Origin of the sequence: Enterobacter sp. JUb54 (assembly GCF_014298075.1) — a bacterium.
Lineage (GTDB): Bacteria > Pseudomonadota > Gammaproteobacteria > Enterobacterales > Enterobacteriaceae > Klebsiella > Klebsiella lignicola.
This window is the reverse complement of record NZ_CP060418.1, coordinates 2,405,428-2,429,796: the sequence shown is the minus strand read 5'-3', so window position 1 is coordinate 2,429,796 and position 24,369 is coordinate 2,405,428. Positions and strand designations below refer to the sequence as shown.

Sequence of the window (24,369 nt, the reverse complement as noted above, 5' to 3'; positions counted from 1 at the left end):
GCGTTTTTCTTTTCTTCCTCTCCTTTGATCCTTCTCCTGTTTTTACCGCCAATTGCCGCTGGGAAAACCCTGATCTTATCGTTATATTACTTTCTACATAACGAACTCAGGGGAATTGCAGATGGCAGGTCAATGGTTACGTCTTTTTGCTGGAGCGACATTAACGCTCTCTGTGGCAGGTCACGCGCTGGCGGATGAAGGAAAAATCACGGTGTTTGCTGCCGCGTCGTTAACCAATGCGATGCAGGACATTGCGAAAGCCTATAAGAAAGAGAAAAACGTGGAGGTCGTCTCCTCGTTTGCCTCTTCCTCGACGCTGGCACGACAAATCGAAGCGGGCGCGCCTGCGGACCTGTTTATTTCTGCGGACCAGAAATGGATGGATTACGCGGTTGAGAAAAAAGCGATAGATACCGCTACCCGCGAAACGCTGCTGGGCAACAGCCTGGTGGTGGTCGCACCAAAAGCCAGCGCGCAGGGTGATATCACCATCAACAACAGCACCGACTGGACCAGCCTGCTGAAAGGCGGTCGTCTGGCGGTCGGCGATCCGGAGCACGTCCCGGCAGGTATCTACGCCAAAGAGGCGCTGCAGAAACTGGGTGCCTGGGAGACGCTGTCCCCGAAACTGGCGCCGGCTGAAGACGTACGCGGCGCGCTGGCGCTGGTGGAACGTAACGAAGCCCCGCTGGGGATTGTGTACGGTTCCGATGCGGTCGCGAGCAAAGGGGTGAAAGTGGTCGGGACGTTCCCGGAAGATTCCCACAAGAAAGTTGAATATCCGCTGGCAATCGTTGACGGGCATAAAAACGCAACCGTCACCGGCTTTTACGACTATCTGAAAGGGCCGCAAGCGGCTGCCATCTTTAAACAATACGGCTTCACCACCCGCTAATGTTCTTAAGCGATCCCGAATGGCAGGCGGTACTGCTGAGCCTGAAAGTCTCATCCCTGGCGGTGGTGTTAAGCCTGCCTTTTGGCATCTTTATCTCCTGGCTGCTGGTGCGGCGCAATTTCCCCGGAAAGGCGCTGCTCGACAGCATTATCCACCTGCCGCTGGTGCTGCCGCCGGTGGTGGTGGGCTACCTGCTGTTGATTGCCATGGGACGACGCGGTTTTATCGGCAGCTGGCTGTATGACTGGTTCGGCCTGACCTTTGCCTTTAGCTGGCGCGGGGCAGTGCTGGCGGCGGCGGTGATGTCGTTTCCGCTGATGGTGCGGGCCATTCGTCTGGCGCTGGAAGGCGTGGACGTGAAGCTGGAACAGGCAGCGCGTACCCTCGGCGCTGGACGCTGGCGGGTCTTTTTCACCATTACGCTACCGCTGACGCTGCCGGGCATTATTGTTGGCACGGTGCTGGCCTTTGCCCGTTCGCTGGGGGAGTTTGGCGCCACCATCACTTTTGTCTCCAACATTCCCGGCGAGACGCGAACCATTCCTTCCGCGATGTACACCTTGATTCAAACGCCGGGCGGCGAAGGCGCCGCGGCGCGCCTGTGTCTGATCTCCATCGTCCTGGCGTTGATCTCGCTGTTAGTCTCTGAATGGCTGGCGCGTCTCAGCCGGGCGCGGACGGGGAAATAACCATGCTGGAACTTAACTTTACCCAGACGCTGGGGACCCACTGCCTGAGCATCAATGAAACGCTGCCCGCCAGCGGGATCACCGCTATTTTTGGCGTTTCCGGTGCGGGGAAAACCTCGCTGATAAACGCCATCAGCGGCCTGACCCGGCCACAGAAAGGGCGGATCGTACTGAACGGCAGGGTGCTGAACGATGCTGAAAAACGGATCTGCCTGGCGCCGGAAAAACGACGCATCGGCTATGTCTTCCAGGATGCGCGGCTGTTTCCGCACTACAAGGTGCGCGGCAATCTGAAGTACGGCATGGCGAAAAGCATGGCCGGTCAGTTTGATAAGCTGGTGGCGCTGCTCGGTATAGAAGCGCTGCTGGATCGCCTGCCGGGCAGCCTGTCCGGCGGAGAAAAGCAGCGGGTGGCCATTGGCCGGGCGTTACTGACCGCCCCGGAACTGCTGCTGCTGGATGAGCCGCTGGCGTCGCTGGATATTCCACGTAAACGCGAGCTGCTGCCTTATCTCCAGCGGCTGGCCCGTGAAATTCATATCCCGATGCTATACGTCAGCCATTCGCTGGATGAGATTCAGCATCTGGCGGATAACGTGCTGGTACTGGAAGCGGGGAGTGTAAAAGCGTTTGGCGATCTGGAAACGGTGTGGAGCAGCAGCGTGATGCACCCCTGGCTGCCGGCGGATCAACAGAGCACGATCCTCAACGTGGCGGTGGTCGCCCAGCATCCGCAGTATGCGATGACCGCGCTGGCCCTCGGCGAGCAGCAGATATGGGTGAACCACCTTGACCGGCCTCTCGGGGAAGCGACGCGCATCCGTATTCAGGCGTCAGATGTGTCGCTGGTGCTGGCACAGCCGCAGCAGACCAGCATTCGCAACATTCTGTCGGCGCGGGTGGTGCAGTGCATCGATGCCCACGGGCAGATTGAGGTGCAGCTCGATGTCAGCGGCCGCACGCTGTGGGCGCGCATCAGCCCGTGGGCCAGAGATGACCTGGGGGTGGCGCCAGGTCAATCGCTGTATGCGCAAATTAAAAGTGTGTCGATTGCCGCCTGATTACAGCAGGTGGCGGTTGATGTAGTCGGCAATGCTGCTGCTTTCGTTGTCGCCAATGACTACATTGGCGCGCGTTTTGACCTCTTCGACCGCATTGCCCATCGCCACCCCGGTGCCGACGGCTTCCAGCATGCTCAGGTCATTAAAGTTGTCGCCAAAGGCGACGACGTCCTGCATCGACAGTCCCTGGGCGGCGACCCATTGCGCCAGGCGCTTGCCTTTGCTGTTGCCGGCGCGGGCGATATCCACCTGATCGTGCCACGACCATTCGCACTCCAGCCCCAGGGTTTTACCGACCTCCAGCGCGAACTGCTGCAGTTTCGCAATATCTTCGTCGGTCAGAGCAAACTTCCACACGGCCTGCACGTCGCGCGCCGCCTGGGCCAGAGAGTCGACCTGAGTGAAGACCGGGCGCTGCTCGACGGGCAGAGACTGCGCCCAGTTAGTCGTGCGAATCACGTGTCCGGTTGGGCGTTCATACAGCATGGCGTCGTCAACGTACATCAGGCCATGAATATCGTGAGTCGCCAGCATCTCGGTCAGGCTCAGGGCTTTATCTACCGGCATCGGATCGGACTGCAAAACCTTTTTTGCATGATAATCATACAAATAAGTGCCATTACAACAAATTGCAGGTGTATCCAGAGCCAGTGCCTGATAAAAAGGATGAATCGCAACGTGATGTCGACCTGTGACGACGATCACCTGGTACCCCGCAGCTCTGGCGCGCGCCAGCGCTTCCAGTGAGGCGGGCAGGATAGTTTTGTGAGAGGTGAGTAGGGTGCCGTCTAAATCCAGTGCAATCACGCGTGAAGTCATGTGTGGTTTCCGGTTAATGGTGACAAGTAAGCAGGCCATGATGGTACACCGCTCTGCTTCAGGGGCAAATTTTTCAGCATCGACCGTTAAATGAGTTATACATTGCATCCATTCAGCAGACAGATGAATGCGTTGATGAACAAAAATGCATACCCTAAATAATTCGAGTTGCATGAAGGCGGCGACGCAGGGAATCCCCAGGAGCTTACTAAAGTAAGTGACTGGGGTGAACGAGGACAAATTCGTCAGGAACGAATTTGAACGCAGTTTACTGCGCCCGTAAGGGCGAGGCCCAGGGATGGGCCGAGTATTGCCAACGCACATGTAACTTGAAGTATGACGGGTATTTACGTTTTCCATGTGCAGTGAGGAAAGGAGCAGTCATGAAACAAACCGTTTATACCGCCAGCCCGGAAAGCCAGCAGATTCATGTCTGGAGTCTGGATCACGAGGGTAACCTGAAGCTTGTGCAGGTGGTGGATGCCCCAGGCCAGGTTCAGCCGATGGTGGTAAGCCCGAATAAAGAGTATCTCTATGTTGGCGTGCGTCCGGAGTTTCGCGTTCTGGCTTACCGCATTGCGCCTGATAACGGTGCGCTGACTTTCGCGGGTGAAGCGGCTCTGCCGGGCAGTCCGACGCATATTTCGACCGATCATCAGGGGCGTTTTATCTTCAGCGCCTCCTACAACGCCGGTTGCGTGAGCGTGACGCCGCTGATCGACGGCCTGCCGGGTGAAACCGTCGCGGTGGTGGAAGGTCTGGAAGGGTGCCACTCGGCCAATATCTCTCCGGATAACCGCACCCTGTGGGTTCCGGCGCTGAAGCAGGATCGTATCTGCCTGTTTACCCTCAGCGATGATGGATTCCTGGCCGCGCAGGATCCGGCGGAAGTGACGACCGTTGAAGGGGCTGGCCCGCGCCATATGGTGTTCCACCCGAATCAACAGTACGGCTACTGCGTGAATGAGCTGAACAGCTCCGTCGATGTCTGGGAGTTGAAAGATCCGCACGGCAAGATTGAGTGCGTCCAGACGCTGGATATGATGCCTGCTGGCTTTAGCGATGTGCGCTGGGCTGCGGACATTCATCTGACCCCGGATGGCCGTCATCTGTATGCCTGTGACCGTACTGCCAGCATTATTACCGTCTTCAGCGTGTCCGAAGATGGCAGCGTATTGTCCATCGAGGGTTACCAGCCGACCGAAGCGCAACCGCGCGGGTTCAACCTTGATCACAGCGGTAAATATCTGATCGCCGCGGGGCAGAAATCGCACCATATTGCGGTCTATGAGATCGCCGGTGAGCAGGGGCTGCTGACAGAGAAAGGGCGTTATGCCGTCGGTCAGGGCCCAATGTGGGTGGTGGTTAACGCGTATTAACCGGTTGACAGAATACCCTTCAGCGGGCTGTTCCGTTCACGATGGGTCCGGCATCTTTTCTTAACGCCGTTGCGGGTGAACGGCCTGGGGGGCGTTTCGCTCGCCCCCCAGGACCCCCGGCATTGCGCTGAAAATTGCCGCTTCGCGGTGTGCTCCACTCCGGCTTCATCTGGCGGACCGGGCTGGACTCGACATCCCTGTCTCGACCTGCCCTCTGGCCACCGTCCTGGTGGCCAGTCCTGGATGCGCACCTGCGTTCCCGCCAATTTTCTTTATGCGCCAACCCCCTCGCTGTCAGCTCGTAGCCAACAACATTTCCCGCACGGCGGTGGGATCGAGTAAACATTGCGGAGTCAATGACCCCCAGGACCCCATACCCATTGCGCTATGTCAGTGAGACCCAGCGTTTCCCAACCAGCACCGTCAGCGCCACTATCGTCACTATCGCCGCCAGGTGCATCACAAAATCCATCGCGTGCAGATGCACCGGATGACAAAACGCCAGCAGGCTGACCGCCATGCAGGCGATCCCCAGCCCGGCGGTCGCCAGGCTGCGTACCGGATGCAGCGAGCGGCTACGGCGCAGGCTGGCAATCATCAACACCATCATCGGCACGCTGACCACCAGCAAAAAGGTAAAACAGGTGACGCTGTCGCTCTCAGCCACCGGCTGTGACGGATGCGGAATGCTGCTAAGGCTCAACCCCAGCCACAGCAGCCCAATCGGCAGCAGCGCTTTCCAGCTTAGCGCGCGGCGACCGGCGATGCTGAGGGTAAAGGCGCTGCGGATGGCCAGCGTACCGAGCAGAAAGGCCAGCAGCAGCTGAAATACCGCCATCAGGGCCCTGGGCTGCGACCAGTCGGTCGGACTACGCTGCACCAGGAAACTGGCGGCAACCGCGCACGGCAGCGCCACCGCCAGCCAGCGCAGCACGCGCCATCCGGTCGAACGCAGTCGTTTAACCGGCCGCATCTCGCGACTCAGTTTTTCAATTAACAGGTCATGATCGGTCATGATGAGCTCCAAAACGGCGCAGATTTTTCAGCGCCCGGTGCAGCAGTGACTTCACCGCGGCGACACTCAGATTGTTATGCGCAGCGGCCTCCGTCAGGCTCATTTCGCGCAGATGGACATGCTCCACGATGGCTCTCTGGCGCGACGGAAGCTGGCGTAAATAGCCGGCCAGCTCTTCCCGACGTTCTCGCCGCTGGCCATCCGGGGCGGCCGATGGCTCCGGCAGACTCTCTTCGGGGATCTCCCATTGCTGGTAGCGACCCCGTCGGCGCAGGGCATCCACGGCCCGCGCCGAAATAATCGCCATCAACCACGGTAAAAACGGGAACGCCGGATCGTAGGTATGGCGTACCCGATGCACCGTCAACAGCACATCCTGAATGACATCCTCGACCAACGCCTCATCGGCGACACGCTTGCGAACCTGCGAGTGAATCACCGGCACCAGCGCTTTTAACAGTCGGGTATAGGCGAGCCGGTCGCCCGCCTGGGCCTGCTCCATTAGCGCGGGCCAGCTGTCGCGCGCGCTATCGTTTGTTTCCATAATCCGCCCTGTGCGTTTAGGCTTTTTTGCCGGTGGCCTGCTGTAACGCGTTGACGACAATGCCCGGCGTCAGGACCTGCGGCAGCACCTTCGGCGGTCCGCCGTCGGCAGGGTAGACCACGTACAGCGGCAGGCCACCCTGACCAAACTGGTTCAGCGCGTCATCAACATCCGGATTAAATTTAGTCGAATCTGCCACCATATACAGCGTCCCGGTTTGTGCCAGCGCCGCTTTGACCGCCTGGGTCGAGAGCGAAGTTTTTTCATTCACCTGACAGGTGATGCACCAGGAGGCGGTGAAGTTCACAAAGATAGCCTTACCGTGCCCGCGCTGGGTCGCCACGGCCTGCGGCGTCCATTTTTGTGCCGCAACGTCGGCGTCAGCGACGGCCTCGGTCGAAACCGCACCGGGATGCATCAGGCCTGCCAGCGGGGCAACCACGGCGATAGCAAGCAGCGCGGTCACGGCAAACAGCGACCTGTGCCCTTTGCCCTGGAAGCGTCGCCGCTGGGCGATGCCATACAGCCAGGCGGCGAAGCTCAGCACCACGGACACCGCCAGCAATGTCGCCAGCGCGCCGCTACCGGCCTGCTGCGCAAGGACCCAGACCAGCCAGGCGTAGGCGCCAAACATCGGAAACGCCAGCGCGCGTTTGAGGGTATCCATCCACGCCCCCGGCCGCGGCAGACGCGACGCCAGCGCCGGAAACAGCGAGACCAGGGTGAAGGGGGCGGAAAACCCCAGCGCCAGGGCGAAGAAAACCACCAGCGCCGTAGCCGGAGGCTGCACCAGCGCATAGCCAATCGCGCTGGCCATAAACGGCGCAGCGCAGGGGGTTGCCACCACGATAGCCAGCGCGCCGGTCATCGCCGAGCGGAAAAACGCCCCGCGACCGATATCCAGCGCGCCGACCCGCTGTGCCGCCAGTCCAACCTCGAATACTCCCAGCAGGTTGAGCGCCGCGCTGAGGATCACCAGCGACAGCAGGGCAATCACCAGCGGCGACTGCAGCTGGAAACCCCAGCCGACGGCCGCACCACCCGCGCGGGCGGCCAGCAGAATACCGGCCAGCAGCATCATGGTGACGATCACGCCGAGTAAAAACGCCAGCCCTTCACGCCGCGCGCTGGCGGCATTGTCCGAATGACGCAGAAGACCGAGCGCTTTCAGGGAGATCACCGGAAAAACGCAGGGCATAAAGTTGAGTATGATGCCGCCAATAAAGGCGGCCAGCATGGCGGTGAGCATGGCTGGCCTCTGGGCTTAGTGAGTTTGCGGATGCGCGGTGTCGTACTGTTTGACCGCCGCCAGGGTTTTCTCGATATGGCTGTCCGGGTTTCTGTCGGTATAGCTCAGCAGAATATTGCCGTCCGGGGCGATGACGTACGACGTGCGGTCGGAAAGGGTTTTGCCCTTCATCTCCATCAGCGTCTGATACTGCGCCGCTACTTTGGCTCCCGGGTCGGCAGCGACGGCGAACTTATCGCGGCACTCCAGGCGCGAGAAGTCGCTCACCTGGTCGGTGTTTCCGGCGGTGACGCCGATGACGGTGGCGCCCATTTTGGTGAACGAATCGGTGGCTTCAGCAAAATCGTGGGCCTCGATGGTGCAGCCTGCGCTAAATGCCGCCGGGAAGAAATAGAGCACCACCGGTCCTTTTTTCAGGGCCTGCTGCAGGGAGAAGGTTATCGGCTTGCCGGCCAGCGCCCCTTGTAGTTCAAAGGCCGGGGCTTTGGCGCCGACGGGCAGCGCCGCGCTTGCGTTAAATGCGGTGGCGGAGAGGCCCAGCGCGGCGGTCAGGGTCAGGGTTCGGGCAAGGTTTTTGAACATTTTCATTATCAGCTCCAGCGATGTCAGGGCGTTATGGTCAGGTGACTCTGATAGTCAGTTCGCCACAGCAGCACCAAAAGTTTCGCTGGATGAAAAAAAATTTAGCGCGGAGCAACCGCCAGGCGGTGCGATGTAGACAGGGGAAGAGTGGGGAGGGCAAAAAAAGGGGGGATAATCTCCCCCCGTTAACGCTTACTGCTTCGGCTCGGCAACGATCACGCTACCCACGCCGCGGTTGTTGTATTCCCACATGCGGTTGAAGCTGTTGTCGTTGAGATTGCGCTGCACAGCGCCTTTCTCGTCTGCCGCGCCGGTGTTGCCGCTAAATGCGCGGTTCGATACCGTTGCATCGGCCCACGGTCTGGCGACGTTGAAGCCTTCGTTGATCGCGCTGTCGCGGATAACAACCTGACCATTGGTGTTGCCGTCGACGTCCAGAGAGCGGCCCAGTTGCGCTACGCCGTCACCGGAAGCGGTAAAGCGGCTGTTTACGGAGAGGAAGCCATAGGTCACGCTCTTCAGGGTTGCCGGCGCAAAGACGTAGGCTTCTTTCTGCGTGCGGGAATTGACGACGCGGAACTCGGTGTTATCAAACACCACCGCACCGCGGCCAGCAACGATATCGACATCGCCTTCAATGTAGCTGTTGCTCACCAGCGTGCGGGTCTGGCGATCGTTCTGCAGACGGTTCTGCACGCCGCTGTTGGTGACGAAGAAGGTGTTCTGACGACCGAGGATGTTGACCTTGTTAACCTGCACCTGGTCACCGTCGCTGCGCAGGGCAACAGCCTGGTGAGTTCCGGCATCGACGCTGTCGCCCAGGTTGTTGGCGATGGTCAGATTCTGCAACTGCAGGCCGTTGTTCTGCGACCAGAATACCGCCGAGCACATCACGCCGACGGTGGCCGCGCGTTTGCTCTGGCAGCTGTCAAACATGTACCACGCCGGTTTGCCTGGCATATATTTACCGGCCGGGTTGACCAGGTGGCGCCAGGTGTTCAGGTCCATCTCGGAATCAATGGCCTGGCTGATTTTCACGTCCATCGGTTTTTCGCCGGTACCGTACAGGGTCAGCGCGCCAGGGGCGGCCGGAACATAGACGGTGCCCGCGTAGTCGCCCGGCAGAATCGCAATATACTGGCGACGATCGGAGTGGCGTGCGATAGCGGCATCTACCGCGGCCTGGATGGTGGTATGGGTTACGCCCTGGCCGCCAGCCGGGCCGACCACGAAGTCAGGCTGTGCCGGTGTGCTGATAGCCGATGGGGTCCACGCCGCAGCATTCGGATCCAGAGACTGGAAATAGCTGGCCTGGGTGAAGTTCTTCGCTTCATCGGCGGTTAATACCGGGCGAGAGGCGGTACCCGGCGCAGCCTGCGTCGAAGGCTGTTGGTCGGCAGGGGTAGAACTACAGGCGGACAACGTCACGCCGAAGGCCAGTGCCAGCGTCAGGCGAGATACTGAGAATGTGTTCATGTTTCTCCGGGCAAGAATCAATGATTAAGAGCCTGTTCTATTAGACTCTTAGACCTGTCATCACTCCAGGCTGCCTCGCTGTTGGCGCGTGTTGATGTTTCGCCTCGAAGCAACCCGAATTATGGGGGCGCTATTATACAAAAAATCATTCAGGCGCGTCAGTTGGCAAGCCGTAAATGACGGGTATAACCGCCTTTAAAACCTGCTTTTTATACTAAGTTAAGCGAAACGGGAAGACGCAGCGTGAAAAAGTTAGTGTAAATGGTTGAGATTCTCCGGGCTTCCCTCGTGTTTGGTCACAAAAAAATAACAATTACCCCGGCGTTGATTGACATTCCCTGCGGAATGAAAATAAATGTCTATACAACCCATGACAAGTTGACCGGTATGACTGAAGCCACTTCCGAACGCGTTATCTGGCGAAATGCTCGTCTCGCCACCCTGAATCCTCACGACTCGCAACCTTACGGCTTGCGGGATCACCACGTGCTGCTGGTGCGCGATGGCCGGATTGAAGCCATTGTGCCTGAACATGTCGCCCCGGCAGGGCGGAGCATCGATCTGGGCGGCAGATTGCTGACTCCGGGGCTGATTGACTGCCATACCCATCTGGTGTTCGGCGGCAGCCGGGCGCAGGAGTGGGAGCAGCGGCTGAACGGCGTCTCTTACCAGACGATCAGCGCCAACGGCGGCGGCATTAACGCCACGGTGCGCGCCACCCGCGACAGCAGCGAAGAACAGTTGCTGGTACTGGCCCAGCAGCGGCTGGACCGCCTGCTGCGCGAAGGGGTGACCACGCTGGAGATCAAGTCCGGCTACGGGCTGGATCTGGAAAACGAACGCAAAATGCTGCGGGTCGCGCGCCGGCTCGGCGAAAACAATGGGCTGGAGCTGTCGCCAACGCTGCTGTCCGCCCACGCCACGCCGCCGGAATATAAAGACCGCCCGGACGACTACATTACGCTGGTGTGTGAAACCCTGCTGCCGACGCTGTGGGAAGAGGGGCTGTTTGAAAGCGTGGACGTGTTCTGTGAAAACGTCGGCTTCAGCCCGCAGCAAACCGAACGCGTTTTCCAGGCCGCCCAGGCGCGCGGCATTCCGGTTCGCGGGCACGTGGAACAGCTCTCCTCCCTTGGCGGAGCGCAGCTGGTGAGCCGCTATCGTGGCCTCTCTGCCGACCATATTGAGTATCTGACGGAAGAGGGCGTCGCGGCCATGAGCCGCAGCGCGACGGTGGCGGTGCTGCTGCCCGGCGCGTTCTATTTCCTCAATGAAACCCGCAAACCGCCGGTCGAACTGCTGCGGCAGTATCGGGTCCCGATGGCGGTGGCGACCGATTACAATCCGGGCACCAGCCCGTTCGCCAGCCTGCATCTGGCGATGAATATGGCCTGCGTGAAGTTTGGCCTGACGCCGGAAGAGGCGTGGGCGGGGGTTACCCGTCATGCCGCGCAGGCGCTGGGGCGTCACCACAGCCACGGCCAGCTGGCGGAGGGGTTTGTCGCCAACTTTGCCATCTGGGACGCCGAACATCCGGTGGAGATGGTGTATGAACCCGGACGCAGCCCGCTGTGGCATCGCGTTGTACGAGGAGAGATGCAATGACGTTGTGGCAACCTACCCCCGCAGATATCTGGCAAGGGCGTGACGATAGCGCGGAAGCCGCCAATGCGCTGCGCCTGTTTCAGACCATCGTGCGCGCCGAAGCCTTTACGCCCGCCGCGCTGGCAGGGGATATCGCCCTGTTGGGATTCGCCTGCGATGCAGGTGTGCGACGCAATCGCGGGCGCACTGGCGCGGAAAAAGGGCCGGAGGCTTTACGGCGGGCGCTGGCGAATATGGCCAGCCATCACGGTCATGAGCGCTGCGTGGATATGGGCACCATTAGCGTTGCGGGCGATGCGCTGGAGGCGGCCCAGCAGGCGTTGCGCGAAGCGGTAACGGCCTGCCAGCAAGCCGGCAAGCGCACGCTGGTGCTGGGGGGCGGGCATGAAACCGCCTTCGCTCATGGGGCCGGGGTGCTGGATGCTTTTCCGGGAGAAAAAGTCGGGATCATCAACCTCGATGCGCACCTGGATTTACGCGTGAGCGAGCAGGCCAGCTCGGGAACGCCGTTCCGCCAGCTGGCGCTGACCTGCGAGGCGCAGCAGCGAGGTTTTCACTATACCTGCATTGGCGTCAGCCGGGCGGCGAATACCCAGGCGCTGTGGGACGAAGCCGCGCGCCGTCAGGTGCAGGTGATTGAAGACCTCGAGGTGCTGGAGGCCTTTGAATCACGCGTGATGCCGGAAATCGCGCGCAATATTGCGCACTACGACAGGCTCTATCTGACCATCGACCTGGACGTGCTCCCGGCGCGCGAGATGCCGGCGGTATCGGCGCCTGCCGCGCTGGGCGTGCCGCTGGCGACGCTGCTGCGGATCGTCGAACCGCTGTGTCGCAGCGGCAAGCTACAGGCGGTGGATCTGGTGGAATTTAATCCGCAGTTTGACATCGACAGCCAGGGCGCCCGCGCGGCGGCCAGGCTGGCATGGCAAATCGCCCATTGGTGGCGCTGACGATTCAGTATATTGTGATCGTTTTGCCGCCCATTGCGAATAAGGAAAGCCAGGCTATGTTTTCATCACAACCTCGAACCGCGCCTGCCCCGTTCTATGAAAAGGTTAAGCAGGCGATCAGCGAAAAGATTCAGCGTGGCGTCTGGCGTCCTCATGACCGGATCCCCTCCGAGGCGGAGCTGGTGGCGCAGTTTGGCTTTAGCCGCATGACCATCAATCGGGCGCTGCGTGAACTCACGGATGAAGGTTTACTGGTCCGCTTGCAGGGGGTGGGCACTTTTGTGGCGGAGCCGAAGGGGCAGTCTGCGCTGTTTGAAGTCCGCAGCATCGCCGACGAAATCGCGGCGCGTCACCATCAGCACCGCTGCGAGGTGCTGCTGCTGGAGGAGACCGAGGCGGATCTGGTTCAGTCGGCGGCGCTGAACGTCGCCGAGGGGACGCGGATTTTCCATTCGCTGATGGTCCATTTCGAAAATGATATCCCGGTGCAGATCGAGGACCGCTGCGTGAACGCGGCGGTGGTCCCGGCGTATCTCCATCAGGACTATACCCTGACTACCCCGCATGATTATCTGTCGCTGATTGCGCCGCTAACCGAAGGCGAGCACATTGTCGAAGCGGTGCAGGCCAGCGCACGAGAGTGCGAGCTGCTGCATATCCATGCCCACGATCCCTGCCTGTTGATCCGCCGTCGCACCTGGTCTACCACCCACATCGTCTCCCACGCCCGTCTCCTGTTCCCAGGCAGTCGTTACCGGCTGCAGGGTCATTTTGGCTCCTGATAATACCCGGCGTCAGTAAAACGTGATTGCTGACGCAATATAGCAAAATTGTATCATTTCTGTTAAATCCTGGCTTGCGCATGCTTGTATAGACAAGTATATGTATCTACATCAACAACGTTCATTGTCAGGAGAACCCCCGATGTCGCAAAGCAAATATCGCCAGCAAGACGTACGTGCACCGCGAGGCACAACGTTGAATGCCCGGAGCTGGTTGACCGAAGCCCCGCTGCGCATGTTAATGAATAACCTTGATCCCGATGTTGCCGAGAACCCGCATGAACTGGTGGTCTACGGCGGCATTGGTCGCGCGGCGCGCAACTGGGAATGCTATGACGCTATCGTGAAGGCGCTGAAAAACCTGGAGAGCGATGAGACACTGCTGGTGCAGTCCGGCAAGCCGGTTGGCGTTTTTAAAACCCATGAAAACTCACCGCGCGTGCTGATTGCCAACTCCAACCTGGTACCGCACTGGGCAACCTGGGAACATTTCAACGAGCTGGACGCGAAAGGTCTGGCGATGTATGGCCAGATGACCGCCGGCAGCTGGATCTATATCGGCAGCCAGGGCATCGTGCAGGGCACCTATGAAACCTTCGTCGAAGCGGGCCGTCAGCATTATCAGGGCAGCCTCAAAGGGCGCTGGGTGCTGACCGCTGGTCTGGGCGGCATGGGTGGCGCGCAGCCGCTGGCGGCGACCCTTGCCGGCGCTTGCTCCCTGAACATCGAATGCCAGCAGAGCCGTATCGATTTCCGTCTGCGTACCCGCTACGTCGACGAGCAGGCGACCTCGCTGGATGATGCGCTGGCGCGTATCAAAAAATACACCGCAGAAGGCCGGGCTATCTCCATCGCGCTGTGCGGCAACGCCGCCGAAATCGTGCCGGAGATGGTGAAACGCGGCGTGCGCCCGGATATGGTCACCGACCAGACCAGCGCCCACGACCCGCTGCACGGCTATCTGCCGAAGGGCTGGAGCTGGGAAGAGTATCAGGAAAAAGCGGTCTCCGATCCGCAGGGCACCATTGAAGCGGCTAAACGCGCGATGGCTGACCACGTTCAGGCGATGCTGGCCTTCCATGAGATGGGCGTCCCGACCTTCGACTACGGTAACAACATTCGCCAGATGGCCCAGGAGATGGGCGTGGCAAACGCGTTCGATTTCCCAGGCTTCGTCCCGGCCTATATTCGCCCGCTGTTCTGCCGCGGCATCGGCCCGTTCCGTTGGGTGGCGCTCTCCGGCGATCCGCAGGATATCTATAAAACCGATGCCAAAGTGAAAGAGATCATCAGCGACGATCAGCATCTGCACCACTGGCTGGATATGGCGCGCGAGCGTATTAGTTTCCAGGGGCTGCCGGCGCGTATTTGCTGGGTGGGACTGGAGTGGCGGCAGAAGCTGGGGCTGGCCTTTAACGAAATGGTGCGCAGCGGTGAAGTCTCCGCGCCGATTGTCATTGGCCGTGACCACCTGGATTCCGGCTCGGTAGCCAGCCCGAACCGCGAAACCGAATCGATGCGTGACGGATCGGACGCGGTGTCCGACTGGCCGCTGCTGAATGCGCTGTTGAATACCGCCAGCGGCGCGACCTGGGTGTCACTGCACCACGGTGGCGGCGTAGGCATGGGCTTCTCCCAGCACTCCGGGATGGTTATCGTCTGTGACGGTACCGATGACGCCGCCGCGCGTATCGCCCGCGTGCTGCATAACGACCCGGCGACCGGGGTGATGCGCCATGCGGATGCCGGTTACGACATCGCTATCGAGTGCGCAGCAGAACAAGGACTAAATCTTCCTATGGTGGCAGCAACGCAGGGGCAACGCTGAAATGAAAAACTTAACACTGATTCCTGGTCAACTGAGTCTGGCGCAGCTGCGCGAGGTGTATCTCCAGCCGCTGACGCTGACCCTGGATGAACGCGCGTTTGCCGCGATCGATGAAAGCGTGGCCTGCGTCAACGCGATTCTGGCCGAAGGGCGCACGGCCTACGGCATTAACACCGGCTTTGGCCTGCTGGCGCAAACGCGGATTTCGACGGACGACCTGGAAAACCTGCAGCGCTCGCTGGTGTTGTCCCACGCGGCGGGGATTGGCGAACCGCTGGATGATGAGATGGCGCGCCTGATTATGGTGCTGAAGATCAACAGCCTCTCCCGCGGCTTCTCCGGTATTCGTCTGAGCGTGATTCAGGCCTTGATTCAGCTGGTGAACAAAGGCGTTACGCCGTGGATCCCGGCGAAAGGCTCGGTCGGCGCTTCCGGTGACCTGGCGCCGCTGGCTCACATGTCGCTGACCCTGTTAGGCGAAGGCAAAGCGCGGGTTGATGGCGAGTGGATGCCCGCTCGTCAGGCGCTGGAAAAAGTCGGCCTGGCGCCGATTACCCTTGCGGCAAAAGAGGGGCTGGCGCTGCTCAACGGCACTCAGGCGTCAACGGCGTTTGCGCTGCGTGGCCTGTTTGAAGCGGAAGACCTGTTTGCCGGGGCGGTGGTGTGCGGTGCGTTAACAACCGAAGCTGCGCTGGGCTCCCGTCGTCCGTTTGACCCGCGTATCCACGACGCACGCGGCCAACGCGGGCAGATTGATGCGGCGGCGCTGTATCGCCACGTGCTGACCGAGGACAGCGAGATTTCCCGCTCGCACCATAACTGTACCAAAGTTCAGGACCCGTACTCTCTGCGCTGTCAGCCGCAGGTGATGGGCGCCTGCCTGACCCAGATTCGCCAGGCCGCCGAGGTTCTGCTGGTTGAAGCCAACGCGGTCTCCGATAACCCGCTGGTCTTTGCCAGTGAAAACGAGGTTATCTCTGGCGGCAACTTCCACGCCGAACCGGTGGCGATGGCCGCGGACAATCTCGCACTGGCGATCGCTGAAATCGGGTCGCTGTCAGAGCGCCGTATTGCGCTGATGATGGACAGCCATATGTCACAGCTGCCGCCGTTCCTCGTCAAAAATGGTGGCGTGAACTCCGGCTTTATGATTGCCCAGGTTACCGCCGCGGCGCTGGCCAGCGAGAACAAAGCGCTGTCGCATCCGCACAGTGTCGACAGCCTGCCGACTTCGGCAAACCAGGAAGATCACGTCTCAATGGCACCGGCTGCCGGGCGTCGTCTGTGGGCGATGGCTGAAAACACCCGCGGCGTGCTGGCCGTCGAGTGGCTGGCCGCGGTGCAGGGGCTGGATATGCGCGAAGGACTGGCCAGCAGCCCGCTGCTGGAAGAGGCCCGCCATCTGCTGCGTGAACGGGTCTCGCATTACACCCAGGATCGTTTCTTCGCGCCGGACATTGAACAGGCTATCGCCCTGCTGGCGGCACGCCACCTGACCCGACTGCTTCCTGCCATCTTGCCTGGTCAGATCTGACCCTTCGTATTTCTGTACCCGCGTCGGGGGGATAACGTCCCCCGACCGTCCTACACGCATATTTGTCGTCATACAAAAATTATCAGGACACTCGCATATGCAACAACAACCATCGCCACAAAAGCCACACCTGCTGCGCGGGCTGAATGCCCGACATATTCGTTTTATCGCGCTGGGTTCCGCTATCGGGACCGGGCTGTTTTATGGTTCTTCGGCCGCGATCAAAGCCGCGGGACCGGCGGTACTGCTGGCCTATCTGATCGGCGGCCTGGCGGTATTTATCGTCATGCGTGCGCTGGGGGAAATGGCGGTACGCCAGCCGGTTTCCGGCTCCTTCGGTAGCTATGCCCGGCAGTATCTCGGGCCGCTGGCCGGGTTTATTACCGGCTGGACCTACACCTTCGAGATGGTGATCGTCGCCCTGGCGGACGTCACCGCGTTTGGTATCTACATGGGGCTGTGGTACCCCGATGTACCGCGCTGGATTTGGGTGCTGAGCATTATCTTCTTCATCGGCGCGATGAACCTGTGCCACGTGCGCATTTTCGGCGAAATGGAGTTTTGGCTGTCGCTGGTGAAAGTGGTGGCGATTATCGCGATGATCGTCGCGGGCGGCGGCATCATCTTCTTTGGTTTTGGCAACAGCTTCCCGGCTACCGGGCTGGAAAACCTGTGGAGCCACGGCGGTTTTGCCCCGAACGGCTGGCAGGGGATAATCGCCTCGCTTGGGATCGTGATGTTCGCCTTTGGCGGCGTTGAGATTATCGGCGTCACCGCCGCCGAAGCGCAGAACCCGAAGAAGGTGATCCCGCAGGCCATCAATACCATCCCGCTGCGTATCGTGTTGTTCTACGTCTGCACGCTGGCGATCCTGATGGCGATTTTCCCGTGGAACAGCTTCGGTGAGCAGGGCAGTCCTTTCGTCCTGATTTTTAGCGGCCTGGGGATCCCAGCGGCGGCGACCATTCTGAATATCATCGTCATCAGCGCCAGTATTTCGGCGATTAACAGCGATATCTTTGGCGCCGGTCGCATGATGTACGGCATGGCCAAAGAGGGGATGGCGCCGAAAAGCTTCCTGCGCATTGCCAGCAACGGCGTGCCGTGGATGACGGTGGTGGTGATGGGCGTGGCGCTGCTGGCGGCGGTGGTGCTGAACTACCTGATGCCGGAGCAGGTGTTCGTGCTGATTGCCTCCCTGGCGGCATTTGCCACGGTGTGGGTGTGGTTGATGATCCTGCTGTCGCACTTCGCTATGCGTCGCGGTTTGTCGGCGCAAGAGCGTCAGCAGATTGAGTTCCCGGTGCCGTTCTGGCCGGTGGCGCCGCTGCTGACGCTGCTGTTTATGGGGATCGTGATCGCGGTGCTGGGGATGGTGGAAGAGACGCGGATTGCGCTGATCGCCGGCCTGGTGTGGCTGGGGCTGCTGACCGCGGTATGGTTTGCGCGGGTGCGCAAAAATGCCGTGCTGGCGGTAACAGAGTAGTCATCGTTTGGGTTTTCCCGGGTTGCGGCTGACGCCTTACCCGGGTTACCAAATTGCACCAACCTGTCCCGGATAAGGCGTTTACGCCGCCATCCGGGGGGTTAGCTAAACAGGGCGGTAATCGATGAGCTGCCCAATGAATGGAAATGGACGTTAAAGCCAACCATCGCGCCGCTGGCGCCTTCATCGACATCAATTTTATCAACATCCAGCGCGTGGACGGTAAAGATATAGCGGTGGGTCTCACCCTTCGGTGGCGCCGCGCCGCCGTAGCCTGCCTGACCGAAATCGGTACGGGTCTGAATCGCTTCTTCGGGCAGTTCCGCCTGACCTGAACCGGCACCCTGCGGCAAAACGCGGGTATCAGCAGGAAGGTTGGCCACAATCCAGTGCCACCAGCCGGAGCCGGTCGGCGCATCCGGGTCAAAGCAGGTCACCACGAAGCTTTTGGTTCCCTCAGGGACTTCGTCCCACGCCAGATGGGGTGAAATATTGTCGCCATCGTAGCCCATGCCGTTGAATACATGACGATTGGGCAGCTTTGCGCCATCCAGCAAATCATGACTGATTAATTTCATCGCCTCTCCTCAGGTTAATCTACTGATTAGCAAAGAAGTGTAGCGCGTGTGGCGCAGCATTACCGTCCCTTATTCGCTAAAAAATATTTCTTCCTGAACCGCAGCGTTAACCGCCTGCGTCAGGCGACTCAATTGTTCTGGCGTAATGATGTACGGCGGCATCAGGTAAATCAGGCGACCGAACGGGCGGACCCACACTCCTTGCTCGACGAAGAACCGCTGCAGCGCCGCCATGTTGACCGGGCGGCGGGTCTCCACCACCCCGATGGCGCCCAGCACCCGGACATCGGCCACCAGCGGTGATTCCCGCGCCGGGGCCAGCTCGGCGTTGAGCTGTGTTTCAATGGCCGCCACCTGCTGCTGCCACTCGCCGGTCTGGAGGATGCTCAGGCTTTCAGCCGCCACCGCGCAGGCCAGCGGGTTGCCCATAAACGTCGGGCCGTGCATAAAGCAGCCCGCTTCACCATTGCTGATGGTCTCCGCGACGTCCCGGGTGGTCAGGGTGGCCGACAGCGTCATGGTCCCGCCGGTCAGCGCTTTGCCGAGACACAGAATATCCGCCGCGATTCCCGCATGTTCGCAGGCAAACAGCTTGCCGGTGCGGCCAAATCCGGTGGCGATCTCATCGGCAATCAACAGGATGCCTTCACGGTCGCACATCTGACGAATGCGCTTCAGCCACTGCGGGTGGTACATCCGCATTCCGCCCGCCCCCTGGACGATCGGTTCGAGGATCACCGCCGCAATCTCTTCACGATGGGCCGCCATCAGCCGGGCAAACGCCACCATATCCCGCTCATCCCACTCGCCGTCAAAGCGGCTCTGCGGCGCCGGGGCGAACAGGTTATCCGGCAGATAACCCTGCCACAGGCTGTGCATGGAGTTGTCCGGATCGCAGACCGACATCGCGCCGAAGGTATCGCCGTGGTAGCCGTTGCGGAACGTCAGAAAACGCTGGCGCGGCTGGCCTTTCGCCTGCCAGTACTGAAGGGCCATTTTCATCGCCACTTCCACCGCCACCGAGCCGGAGTCGGCGAGGAACACGCACTCCAGCGATGCCGGGGTCATCGCCACCAGCTGACGGCACAGCGCGACCGCCGAAGGGTGGGTGATACCGCCAAACATCACGTGTGACATTTGGTCAATCTGCGCTTTCATCGCCGCGTTCAGGCGCGGGTGATTGTAGCCGTGGATCGCCGCCCACCACGACGACATGCCGTCAACCAACTGCTCACCGCTGGCGAGGGACAGCTCGCAGCCGTGAGCAGCCACCACCGGATAAACCGGCAAAGGGGAGGTCATGGAGGTGTAGGGGTGCCAAATGTGGCGCCGATCGAAGGCGAGATCGTCCGTTGTCATAAGCGACTTGTAAACCATTCTGAAAACATTTAGGTTTACGAGTATAAACCGAACCGACAATTAACAAAACCCTTTGGAGAGGCCAATGGCTCACCACGCACGCTGGACAATGTCGCAAGTTACTGAGTTATTTAACAAACCATTACTGGACCTGCTGTTTGAAGCGCAGCAAATCCACCGTCAGAACTTCGACCCGCGTCAGGTTCAGGTCAGCACGTTGCTGTCGATTAAAACCGGCGCCTGCCCGGAAGACTGTAAATATTGCCCGCAGAGCGCGCGCTACAAAACCGGGCTGGAATCTGAGCGCCTGATGGAAGTGGAGCAGGTGCTGGAATCGGCGCGTCAGGCGAAAAACGCCGGCTCAACCCGTTTTTGTATGGGGGCCGCCTGGAAAAACCCGCACGAGCGCGATATGCCGTATCTCGAGCAGATGGTCAAAGGGGTCAAGGCGATGGGGCTGGAGTCCTGCATGACCCTCGGCACCCTGACCGATAACCAGGCGCAGCGTCTGGCGGGAGCCGGTCTGGATTACTACAACCACAACCTGGATACCTCGCCGGAATTCTACGGCAACATCATCACCACCCGTACTTACCAGGAGCGTCTGGATACCCTCGACAAAGTGCGCGATGCCGGGATTAAGGTCTGTTCAGGCGGGATCGTCGGCCTGGGCGAAACGGAGAAAGACCGCGCCGGGCTGCTGTTGCAGCTGGCAAACCTGCCGACGGCGCCGGAAAGCGTGCCTATCAACATGCTGGTCAAGGTCAAGGGTACGCCGCTGGCCGATAACGACGACGTCGATGCCTTTGATTTTATCCGCACCATCGCGGTGGCGCGGATCATGATGCCATCCTCCTATGTGCGACTGTCCGCCGGCCGTGAGCAGATGAGCGAGCAGACCCAGGCGATGTGCTTTATGGCCGGCGCCAACTCGATTTTCTACGGCTGCAAGCTGCTGACCACGCCGAACCCGGAAGAGGACAAAGACCTGCAGCTGTTCCGTAAGCTCGGGCTTAACCCGCAGCAAACGGCGGTGCTGGAAGGCGATAACGAACAGCAGCAGCGCCTTGAGCAGGTATTACGTACCCCGGACACTGAGGAATATTACAACGCGGCGGCGCTATGAGCTGGCAGCAACGCATTGATCAGGCGCTGAGCGAGCGACGGGAGGCGGATGCCTTTCGCCGCCGTCAGCCGGTGGAGCAGGGGGCCGGACGCTGGCTGACCCGCGACGGCCAGCGCTGGCTCAATTTCTCCAGCAATGATTATCTCGGGCTGAGCCAACACCCGGAAATTATCGCCGCCTGGCAGCAGGGGGCAACGCGCTACGGTGTCGGCAGCGGCGGCTCCGGCCACGTCAGCGGCTACAGCGAGGCGCATCGCCAGCTGGAAACATCGCTGGCGGAGTGGCTGGGCTATCCGCGCGCGCTGCTGTTTATCTCCGGGTTTGCCGCCAATCAGGCGCTGATTGCCGCGCTGCTCGGCAAGGACGACCGCACGGTGGCGGACCGGCTGAGCCATGCTTCCCTGCTGGAGGCCGCGAGCCTCAGTCCGGCGGCGCTGCGGCGTTTTGCGCACAACGACGTGCAGCAGCTGAGCGAACTGCTGGGCAAGCCGCTGGCGGGACAACAGCTGGTGGTGACGGAAGGGGTATTCAGTATGGATGGCGACAGCGCTCCGCTCGCCGCCATTGCCGAGGCTACCCGGGTCGCTGACGGCTGGCTGCTGGTGGATGATGCCCACGGCATAGGCGTGGTGGGCGAGGAGGGGCGCGGCAGCTGCCATGTGCAGAACGTTCGCCCTGAACTGCTGGTGGTGACCTTCGGTAAAGCCTTTGGCGTCAGCGGTGCGGCGGTGCTGTGCGACGACGCGTTGGCAGACTATCTGCTGCAGTTTGCTCGTCACCTGATCTACAGCACCGCGATGCCGCCGGCTCAGGCGGTGGCGCTGAGCGCCGCGCTGGCGGTGATCCGCAGCGATGATGGTCAGCAGCGGCGGGAAAAACTGGCGCGTCATGTGGCGCAGTTCCGCGACGGCATGGCCACATTCCCGGGGACGCTGAGCGCATCACGTAGCGCGATTCAACCGCTGATCGTCGGCGATAACGGCCGGGCATTACGGCTGGCGGCGCGTCTGCGCGATCAGGGTTGTTGGGCAACGGCCATTCGTCCGCCGACGGTACCGGCGGGGAGCGCGCGTCTGCGCCTGACGCTGACCGCCGCGCACGACGCCACTGACATCAGCCGTCTGCTGGAGGTGCTGCATGGCGAGAGTCAATAAACACGCGGTTGCCGCGGCCTTTGGCCGGGCGGCCAGCCACTATTCGCAACACGACGCGCTCCAGCGGATCAGCGCCGCGCGCCTGCTGCACCAGCTCAACGAGCGGGCCTTTGCCACGGTGCTGGATGCCGGCTGCGGCCCTGGCAGCATGAGCCGCTACTGGCGTGAGGCCGGAAGCGAGGTCACCGCGCTGGATCTTTCGGCTGAGATGCTGGCCCAGGCGCGGCGTGACCAGTGCGCCGATCGTTACGTGGAGGGCGATATCGAATCGCTGCCGCTGCCCGATGCCTGCGTCGATCTGGCGTGGAGCAACCTGGCGGTGCAGTGGTGCGACAGCCTGGCCGACGCCATTGACGAGCTGTGCCGGGTGGTGCGCCCCGGCGGCAAGGTGGCGTTTACCACGCTGCTGTCCGGTTCGCTGCCGGAACTGAATCAGGCCTGGCGCGCCATCGATAGCCACCCGCATGCCAATCGCTTTCTCAGCGAACAGGCGGTGCGCGAGGCGCTGACCGGGCGGCGGGCCGTCGGGCAGGTCCACGAGATCGGCCTGCCGTTTGCCGATGCTCTGAGCGCGATGCGCTCGCTGAAAGGGATCGGCGCCACGCATCTGCATCAGGGGCGCCATGCGCCACCGCTGAGCCGGGGAAAACTGCGTCAGCTGCAGCTGGCCTGGCCACAACAGCAGGGCCAGTGCCCGCTGACGTACCATCTTTTTACAGGAGTCATTGAACGTGACTAAACGTTTTTTCGTCACCGGAACCGACACTGAAGTCGGGAAAACCATCTCCAGCTGCGCCTTGTTGCAGGCGGCGAATCTGTCGGGTCTGAAAAGCGCGGGCTATAAGCCGGTGGCGTCCGGAAGCGAGCTGACGGCGCAGGGGTTGCGTAACGAAGATGCCCTGGCGTTGCAGCGCAACAGCGCCGTGGCGCTGAGCTACGCCCAGGTGAATCCGCTGACCTTCGAGGAGCCGACGTCACCGCATATCGTGAGCGCAGATGAGGGGCGGCCGATTACGGCCGGGGCGCTGTCTGCCGGATTGCGCGAGCTGGAAAATCTTGCCGAATGGGTGCTGGTGGAAGGCGCTGGCGGCTGGTTCACGCCGCTATCCCCCACGTTGAGCTTTGCCGACTGGGTGCGCGATGAGCAACTGCCGGTCATTCTGGTGGTCGGCATCAAACTGGGGTGCATCAACCATGCGCTGCTCACCGCCCTGGCGGTACGCCAGGCGGGGCTGCCGCTGGTCGGCTGGATCGCCAACGATATCCAGCCGCCGGGCAGGCGCCATGTCGAGTATCTGGCGACCCTGAAACGCCTGCTGCCGACGCCATTTTTGGGGGAGATCCCATGGCTTTCGGACGCCGCGCAGCGCGACGACCTCGGGCAGTATATTGACCTTAACGCGCTGGATCAGGCGTCATCCATTGCGCCAGCAGTGGTTCATCCAGCTGAATAACGCTGCCTTGCGCCACGTTACGCCCGCGGTGTAGCAGGCAAAAGCGATCAGCCACCCGGCGAATAAACGGCAGGTGCTGCTCTGCGAGCAGCACCGTTAAGCCGATATCGCGGTTCAGACGCACCAGTAAATCCCCCAGTTTATGCATGAAGTGCTGGCCGCTGCCGCGTGATGGTTCATCCAGGATCAGCAGGCGCGGCTGGACGATCAGCGCTCTGGCCAGCGCCAGCTGATACTGGTCATCTTCGGTCAGCATCGCGCCTTTATGCTGGCGCTGGCCGTACAGGTCGGGGAATAAATCGTAAATCTCACCTTTCACCACCGCACCAGGATTGCCGCCGGCAGCCAGCGCAATATGCAGATTATCTTCCACGCTGAGCTGCGAAAAAATTCGCTTGTCCTGCGGCACATAGCCGATGCCGATAATCGCCCGGGATTGCGCGGAGAGCGGCGTGATATCGCAGGGCGGCGAACCGATCTCCTGCCAGGTCATACTGCCGCTGGCCACCGGGAGATGGCCGGTAATACAGTTAATGAGCGTGGTTTTCCCCATTCCCTGAAGTCCCATCACACAGGTGCACTCGCCGGACCGTAGTTCAAGGTCGACATTCCATAGTGTGTGCTGGCTTCCGTAGTACTGATTGACTGCGCGTAGACTCAACATAGACGTTTTCTCCTTTTCGGGGATAGTGAGCGACATGAAGATTCTGCAAATCTCTTGCCAGGAAAAAGATGTTCCGGTTTTTTCTGTCAGAACAGGTATCACAGGCCATGACGGCGGTGGGGCAACGAGACGGTTGC

At 60.7% G+C, this 24,369-nt stretch carries 23 protein-coding genes; 14 read left to right on the top strand and 9 right to left on the bottom strand.

Going from position 1 to position 24,369, the window contains the following annotated elements:
• Window positions 1-121 precede the first annotated feature (121 nt).
• From modA to modC, 3 genes are read left to right on the top strand one after another with little or no spacing between them, the layout of a single operon-like run.
• Window positions 122-895, top strand: coding sequence for a molybdate ABC transporter substrate-binding protein (gene modA, locus HF679_RS11165; protein ID WP_123756020.1), 774 nt, complete (start codon window positions 122-124; stop codon window positions 893-895).
• A complete protein-coding gene (modB, locus tag HF679_RS11160) occupies window positions 895-1,584 on the top strand; it encodes a molybdate ABC transporter permease subunit (RefSeq protein ID WP_123756021.1) in 690 nt (229 codons plus the stop codon). The genes modA and modB overlap by 1 nt, the downstream gene beginning before the upstream one ends.
• 2 nt (window positions 1,585-1,586) lie before the next feature.
• Entirely contained in the window at window positions 1,587-2,645 is a 1,059-nt protein-coding gene (gene modC, locus HF679_RS11155; protein ID WP_123756022.1) for a molybdenum ABC transporter ATP-binding protein ModC, read from the top strand.
• Here the strand turns inward: modC and HF679_RS11150 are convergent, their stop codons facing one another.
• On the bottom strand, window positions 2,646-3,464 hold the full coding sequence (locus HF679_RS11150; protein WP_154143444.1) for a pyridoxal phosphatase: 819 nt from the start codon (window positions 3,462-3,464) through the stop codon (window positions 2,646-2,648).
• Between the two features lie 383 nt (window positions 3,465-3,847).
• On the opposite strand from HF679_RS11150, the gene pgl reads away from it, so the two are divergent.
• Window positions 3,848-4,843, top strand: coding sequence for a 6-phosphogluconolactonase (gene pgl / locus HF679_RS11145; protein WP_187042983.1), 996 nt, complete (start codon window positions 3,848-3,850; stop codon window positions 4,841-4,843).
• A 385-nt stretch (window positions 4,844-5,228) separates the two neighbouring features.
• Here the strand turns inward: pgl and HF679_RS11140 are convergent, their stop codons facing one another.
• From HF679_RS11140 to HF679_RS11120, 5 genes are all read right to left on the bottom strand, one after another.
• Window positions 5,229-5,858, bottom strand: coding sequence for an NrsF family protein (locus HF679_RS11140; RefSeq protein WP_187042982.1), 630 nt, complete (start codon window positions 5,856-5,858; stop codon window positions 5,229-5,231).
• The gene (locus tag HF679_RS11135) at window positions 5,845-6,402 is read right to left on the bottom strand and encodes an RNA polymerase sigma factor (protein ID WP_187042981.1); all 558 of its coding nucleotides are present in this window, start codon (window positions 6,400-6,402) and stop codon (window positions 5,845-5,847) included. Before HF679_RS11135 ends, HF679_RS11140 begins: the two co-directional genes overlap by 14 nt.
• Before the next feature lie 16 nt (window positions 6,403-6,418).
• Window positions 6,419-7,651: a protein-disulfide reductase DsbD family protein gene (locus HF679_RS11130; RefSeq protein WP_123756027.1), complete on the bottom strand. Its 1,233-nt coding sequence runs from the start codon at window positions 7,649-7,651 to the stop codon at window positions 6,419-6,421.
• A 15-nt stretch (window positions 7,652-7,666) separates the two neighbouring features.
• Window positions 7,667-8,239, bottom strand: a complete 573-nt coding sequence (locus HF679_RS11125) for a peroxiredoxin (protein ID WP_123756028.1) — start codon at window positions 8,237-8,239, stop codon at window positions 7,667-7,669.
• A 186-nt stretch (window positions 8,240-8,425) separates the two neighbouring features.
• Window positions 8,426-9,709: a putative acyl-CoA thioester hydrolase gene (locus tag HF679_RS11120; RefSeq protein WP_187042980.1), complete on the bottom strand. Its 1,284-nt coding sequence runs from the start codon at window positions 9,707-9,709 to the stop codon at window positions 8,426-8,428.
• 261 nt (window positions 9,710-9,970) lie between these two features.
• Here HF679_RS11120 and hutI point away from each other — a divergent pair, with 261 nt between their 5' ends.
• The 6 genes from hutI to HF679_RS11090 all read left to right on the top strand — a co-directional run bounded on the left by hutI (window position 9,971) and on the right by HF679_RS11090 (window position 17,897).
• A complete protein-coding gene (gene hutI, locus HF679_RS11115) occupies window positions 9,971-11,314 on the top strand; it encodes an imidazolonepropionase (protein ID WP_187042979.1) in 1,344 nt (447 codons plus the stop codon).
• Window positions 11,311-12,267: a formimidoylglutamase gene (gene hutG, locus HF679_RS11110; protein ID WP_154143441.1), complete on the top strand. Its 957-nt coding sequence runs from the start codon at window positions 11,311-11,313 to the stop codon at window positions 12,265-12,267. Before hutI ends, hutG begins: the two co-directional genes overlap by 4 nt.
• 56 nt (window positions 12,268-12,323) lie before the next feature.
• Entirely contained in the window at window positions 12,324-13,049 is a 726-nt protein-coding gene (locus HF679_RS11105) for a histidine utilization repressor (protein ID WP_123756238.1), read from the top strand.
• Between the two features lie 142 nt (window positions 13,050-13,191).
• Window positions 13,192-14,877: a urocanate hydratase gene (gene hutU / locus HF679_RS11100; RefSeq protein ID WP_123756031.1), complete on the top strand. Its 1,686-nt coding sequence runs from the start codon at window positions 13,192-13,194 to the stop codon at window positions 14,875-14,877.
• 1 nt (window position 14,878) lies between these two features.
• On the top strand, window positions 14,879-16,411 hold the full coding sequence (hutH, locus tag HF679_RS11095; RefSeq protein ID WP_123756032.1) for a histidine ammonia-lyase: 1,533 nt from the start codon (window positions 14,879-14,881) through the stop codon (window positions 16,409-16,411).
• 97 nt (window positions 16,412-16,508) lie between these two features.
• Window positions 16,509-17,897, top strand: a complete 1,389-nt coding sequence (locus HF679_RS11090) for an amino acid permease (protein WP_123756033.1) — start codon at window positions 16,509-16,511, stop codon at window positions 17,895-17,897.
• Window positions 17,898-17,998: 101 nt separating this feature from the next.
• Here HF679_RS11090 and HF679_RS11085 read toward each other — a convergent pair whose 3' ends face one another.
• Together HF679_RS11085 and bioA are read right to left on the bottom strand one after the other, a co-directional pair.
• The gene (locus HF679_RS11085) at window positions 17,999-18,475 is read right to left on the bottom strand and encodes a kinase inhibitor (protein WP_123756034.1); all 477 of its coding nucleotides are present in this window, start codon (window positions 18,473-18,475) and stop codon (window positions 17,999-18,001) included.
• Between the two features lie 69 nt (window positions 18,476-18,544).
• The gene (gene bioA, locus HF679_RS11080) at window positions 18,545-19,834 is read right to left on the bottom strand and encodes an adenosylmethionine--8-amino-7-oxononanoate transaminase (RefSeq protein ID WP_123756239.1); all 1,290 of its coding nucleotides are present in this window, start codon (window positions 19,832-19,834) and stop codon (window positions 18,545-18,547) included.
• Between the two features lie 85 nt (window positions 19,835-19,919).
• Between bioA and bioB the strand changes: the two genes are divergently transcribed.
• The 4 genes from bioB to bioD are packed head-to-tail and all read left to right on the top strand — an operon-like array spanning window position 19,920 to window position 23,568.
• Window positions 19,920-20,960 carry a biotin synthase BioB gene (gene bioB, locus HF679_RS11075; protein ID WP_123756035.1) on the top strand — a complete coding sequence of 347 codons (1,041 nt, stop codon included), beginning with the start codon at window positions 19,920-19,922 and terminating at the stop codon, window positions 20,958-20,960.
• Window positions 20,957-22,114 carry an 8-amino-7-oxononanoate synthase gene (gene bioF / locus HF679_RS11070; protein WP_187042978.1) on the top strand — a complete coding sequence of 386 codons (1,158 nt, stop codon included), beginning with the start codon at window positions 20,957-20,959 and terminating at the stop codon, window positions 22,112-22,114. The genes bioB and bioF overlap by 4 nt, the downstream gene beginning before the upstream one ends.
• Window positions 22,098-22,853: a malonyl-ACP O-methyltransferase BioC gene (gene bioC / locus HF679_RS11065; protein ID WP_187042977.1), complete on the top strand. Its 756-nt coding sequence runs from the start codon at window positions 22,098-22,100 to the stop codon at window positions 22,851-22,853. Before bioF ends, bioC begins: the two co-directional genes overlap by 17 nt.
• Window positions 22,846-23,568, top strand: a complete 723-nt coding sequence (gene bioD / locus HF679_RS11060; protein ID WP_187042976.1) for a dethiobiotin synthase — start codon at window positions 22,846-22,848, stop codon at window positions 23,566-23,568. The genes bioC and bioD overlap by 8 nt, the downstream gene beginning before the upstream one ends.
• Here the strand turns inward: bioD and HF679_RS11055 are convergent.
• Window positions 23,510-24,232 carry an ABC transporter ATP-binding protein gene (locus HF679_RS11055; RefSeq protein ID WP_123756039.1) on the bottom strand — a complete coding sequence of 241 codons (723 nt, stop codon included), beginning with the start codon at window positions 24,230-24,232 and terminating at the stop codon, window positions 23,510-23,512. The two genes, bioD and HF679_RS11055, sit on opposite strands and share 59 nt — an antisense overlap.
• Between the last annotated feature and the right edge of the window lie 137 nt (window positions 24,233-24,369).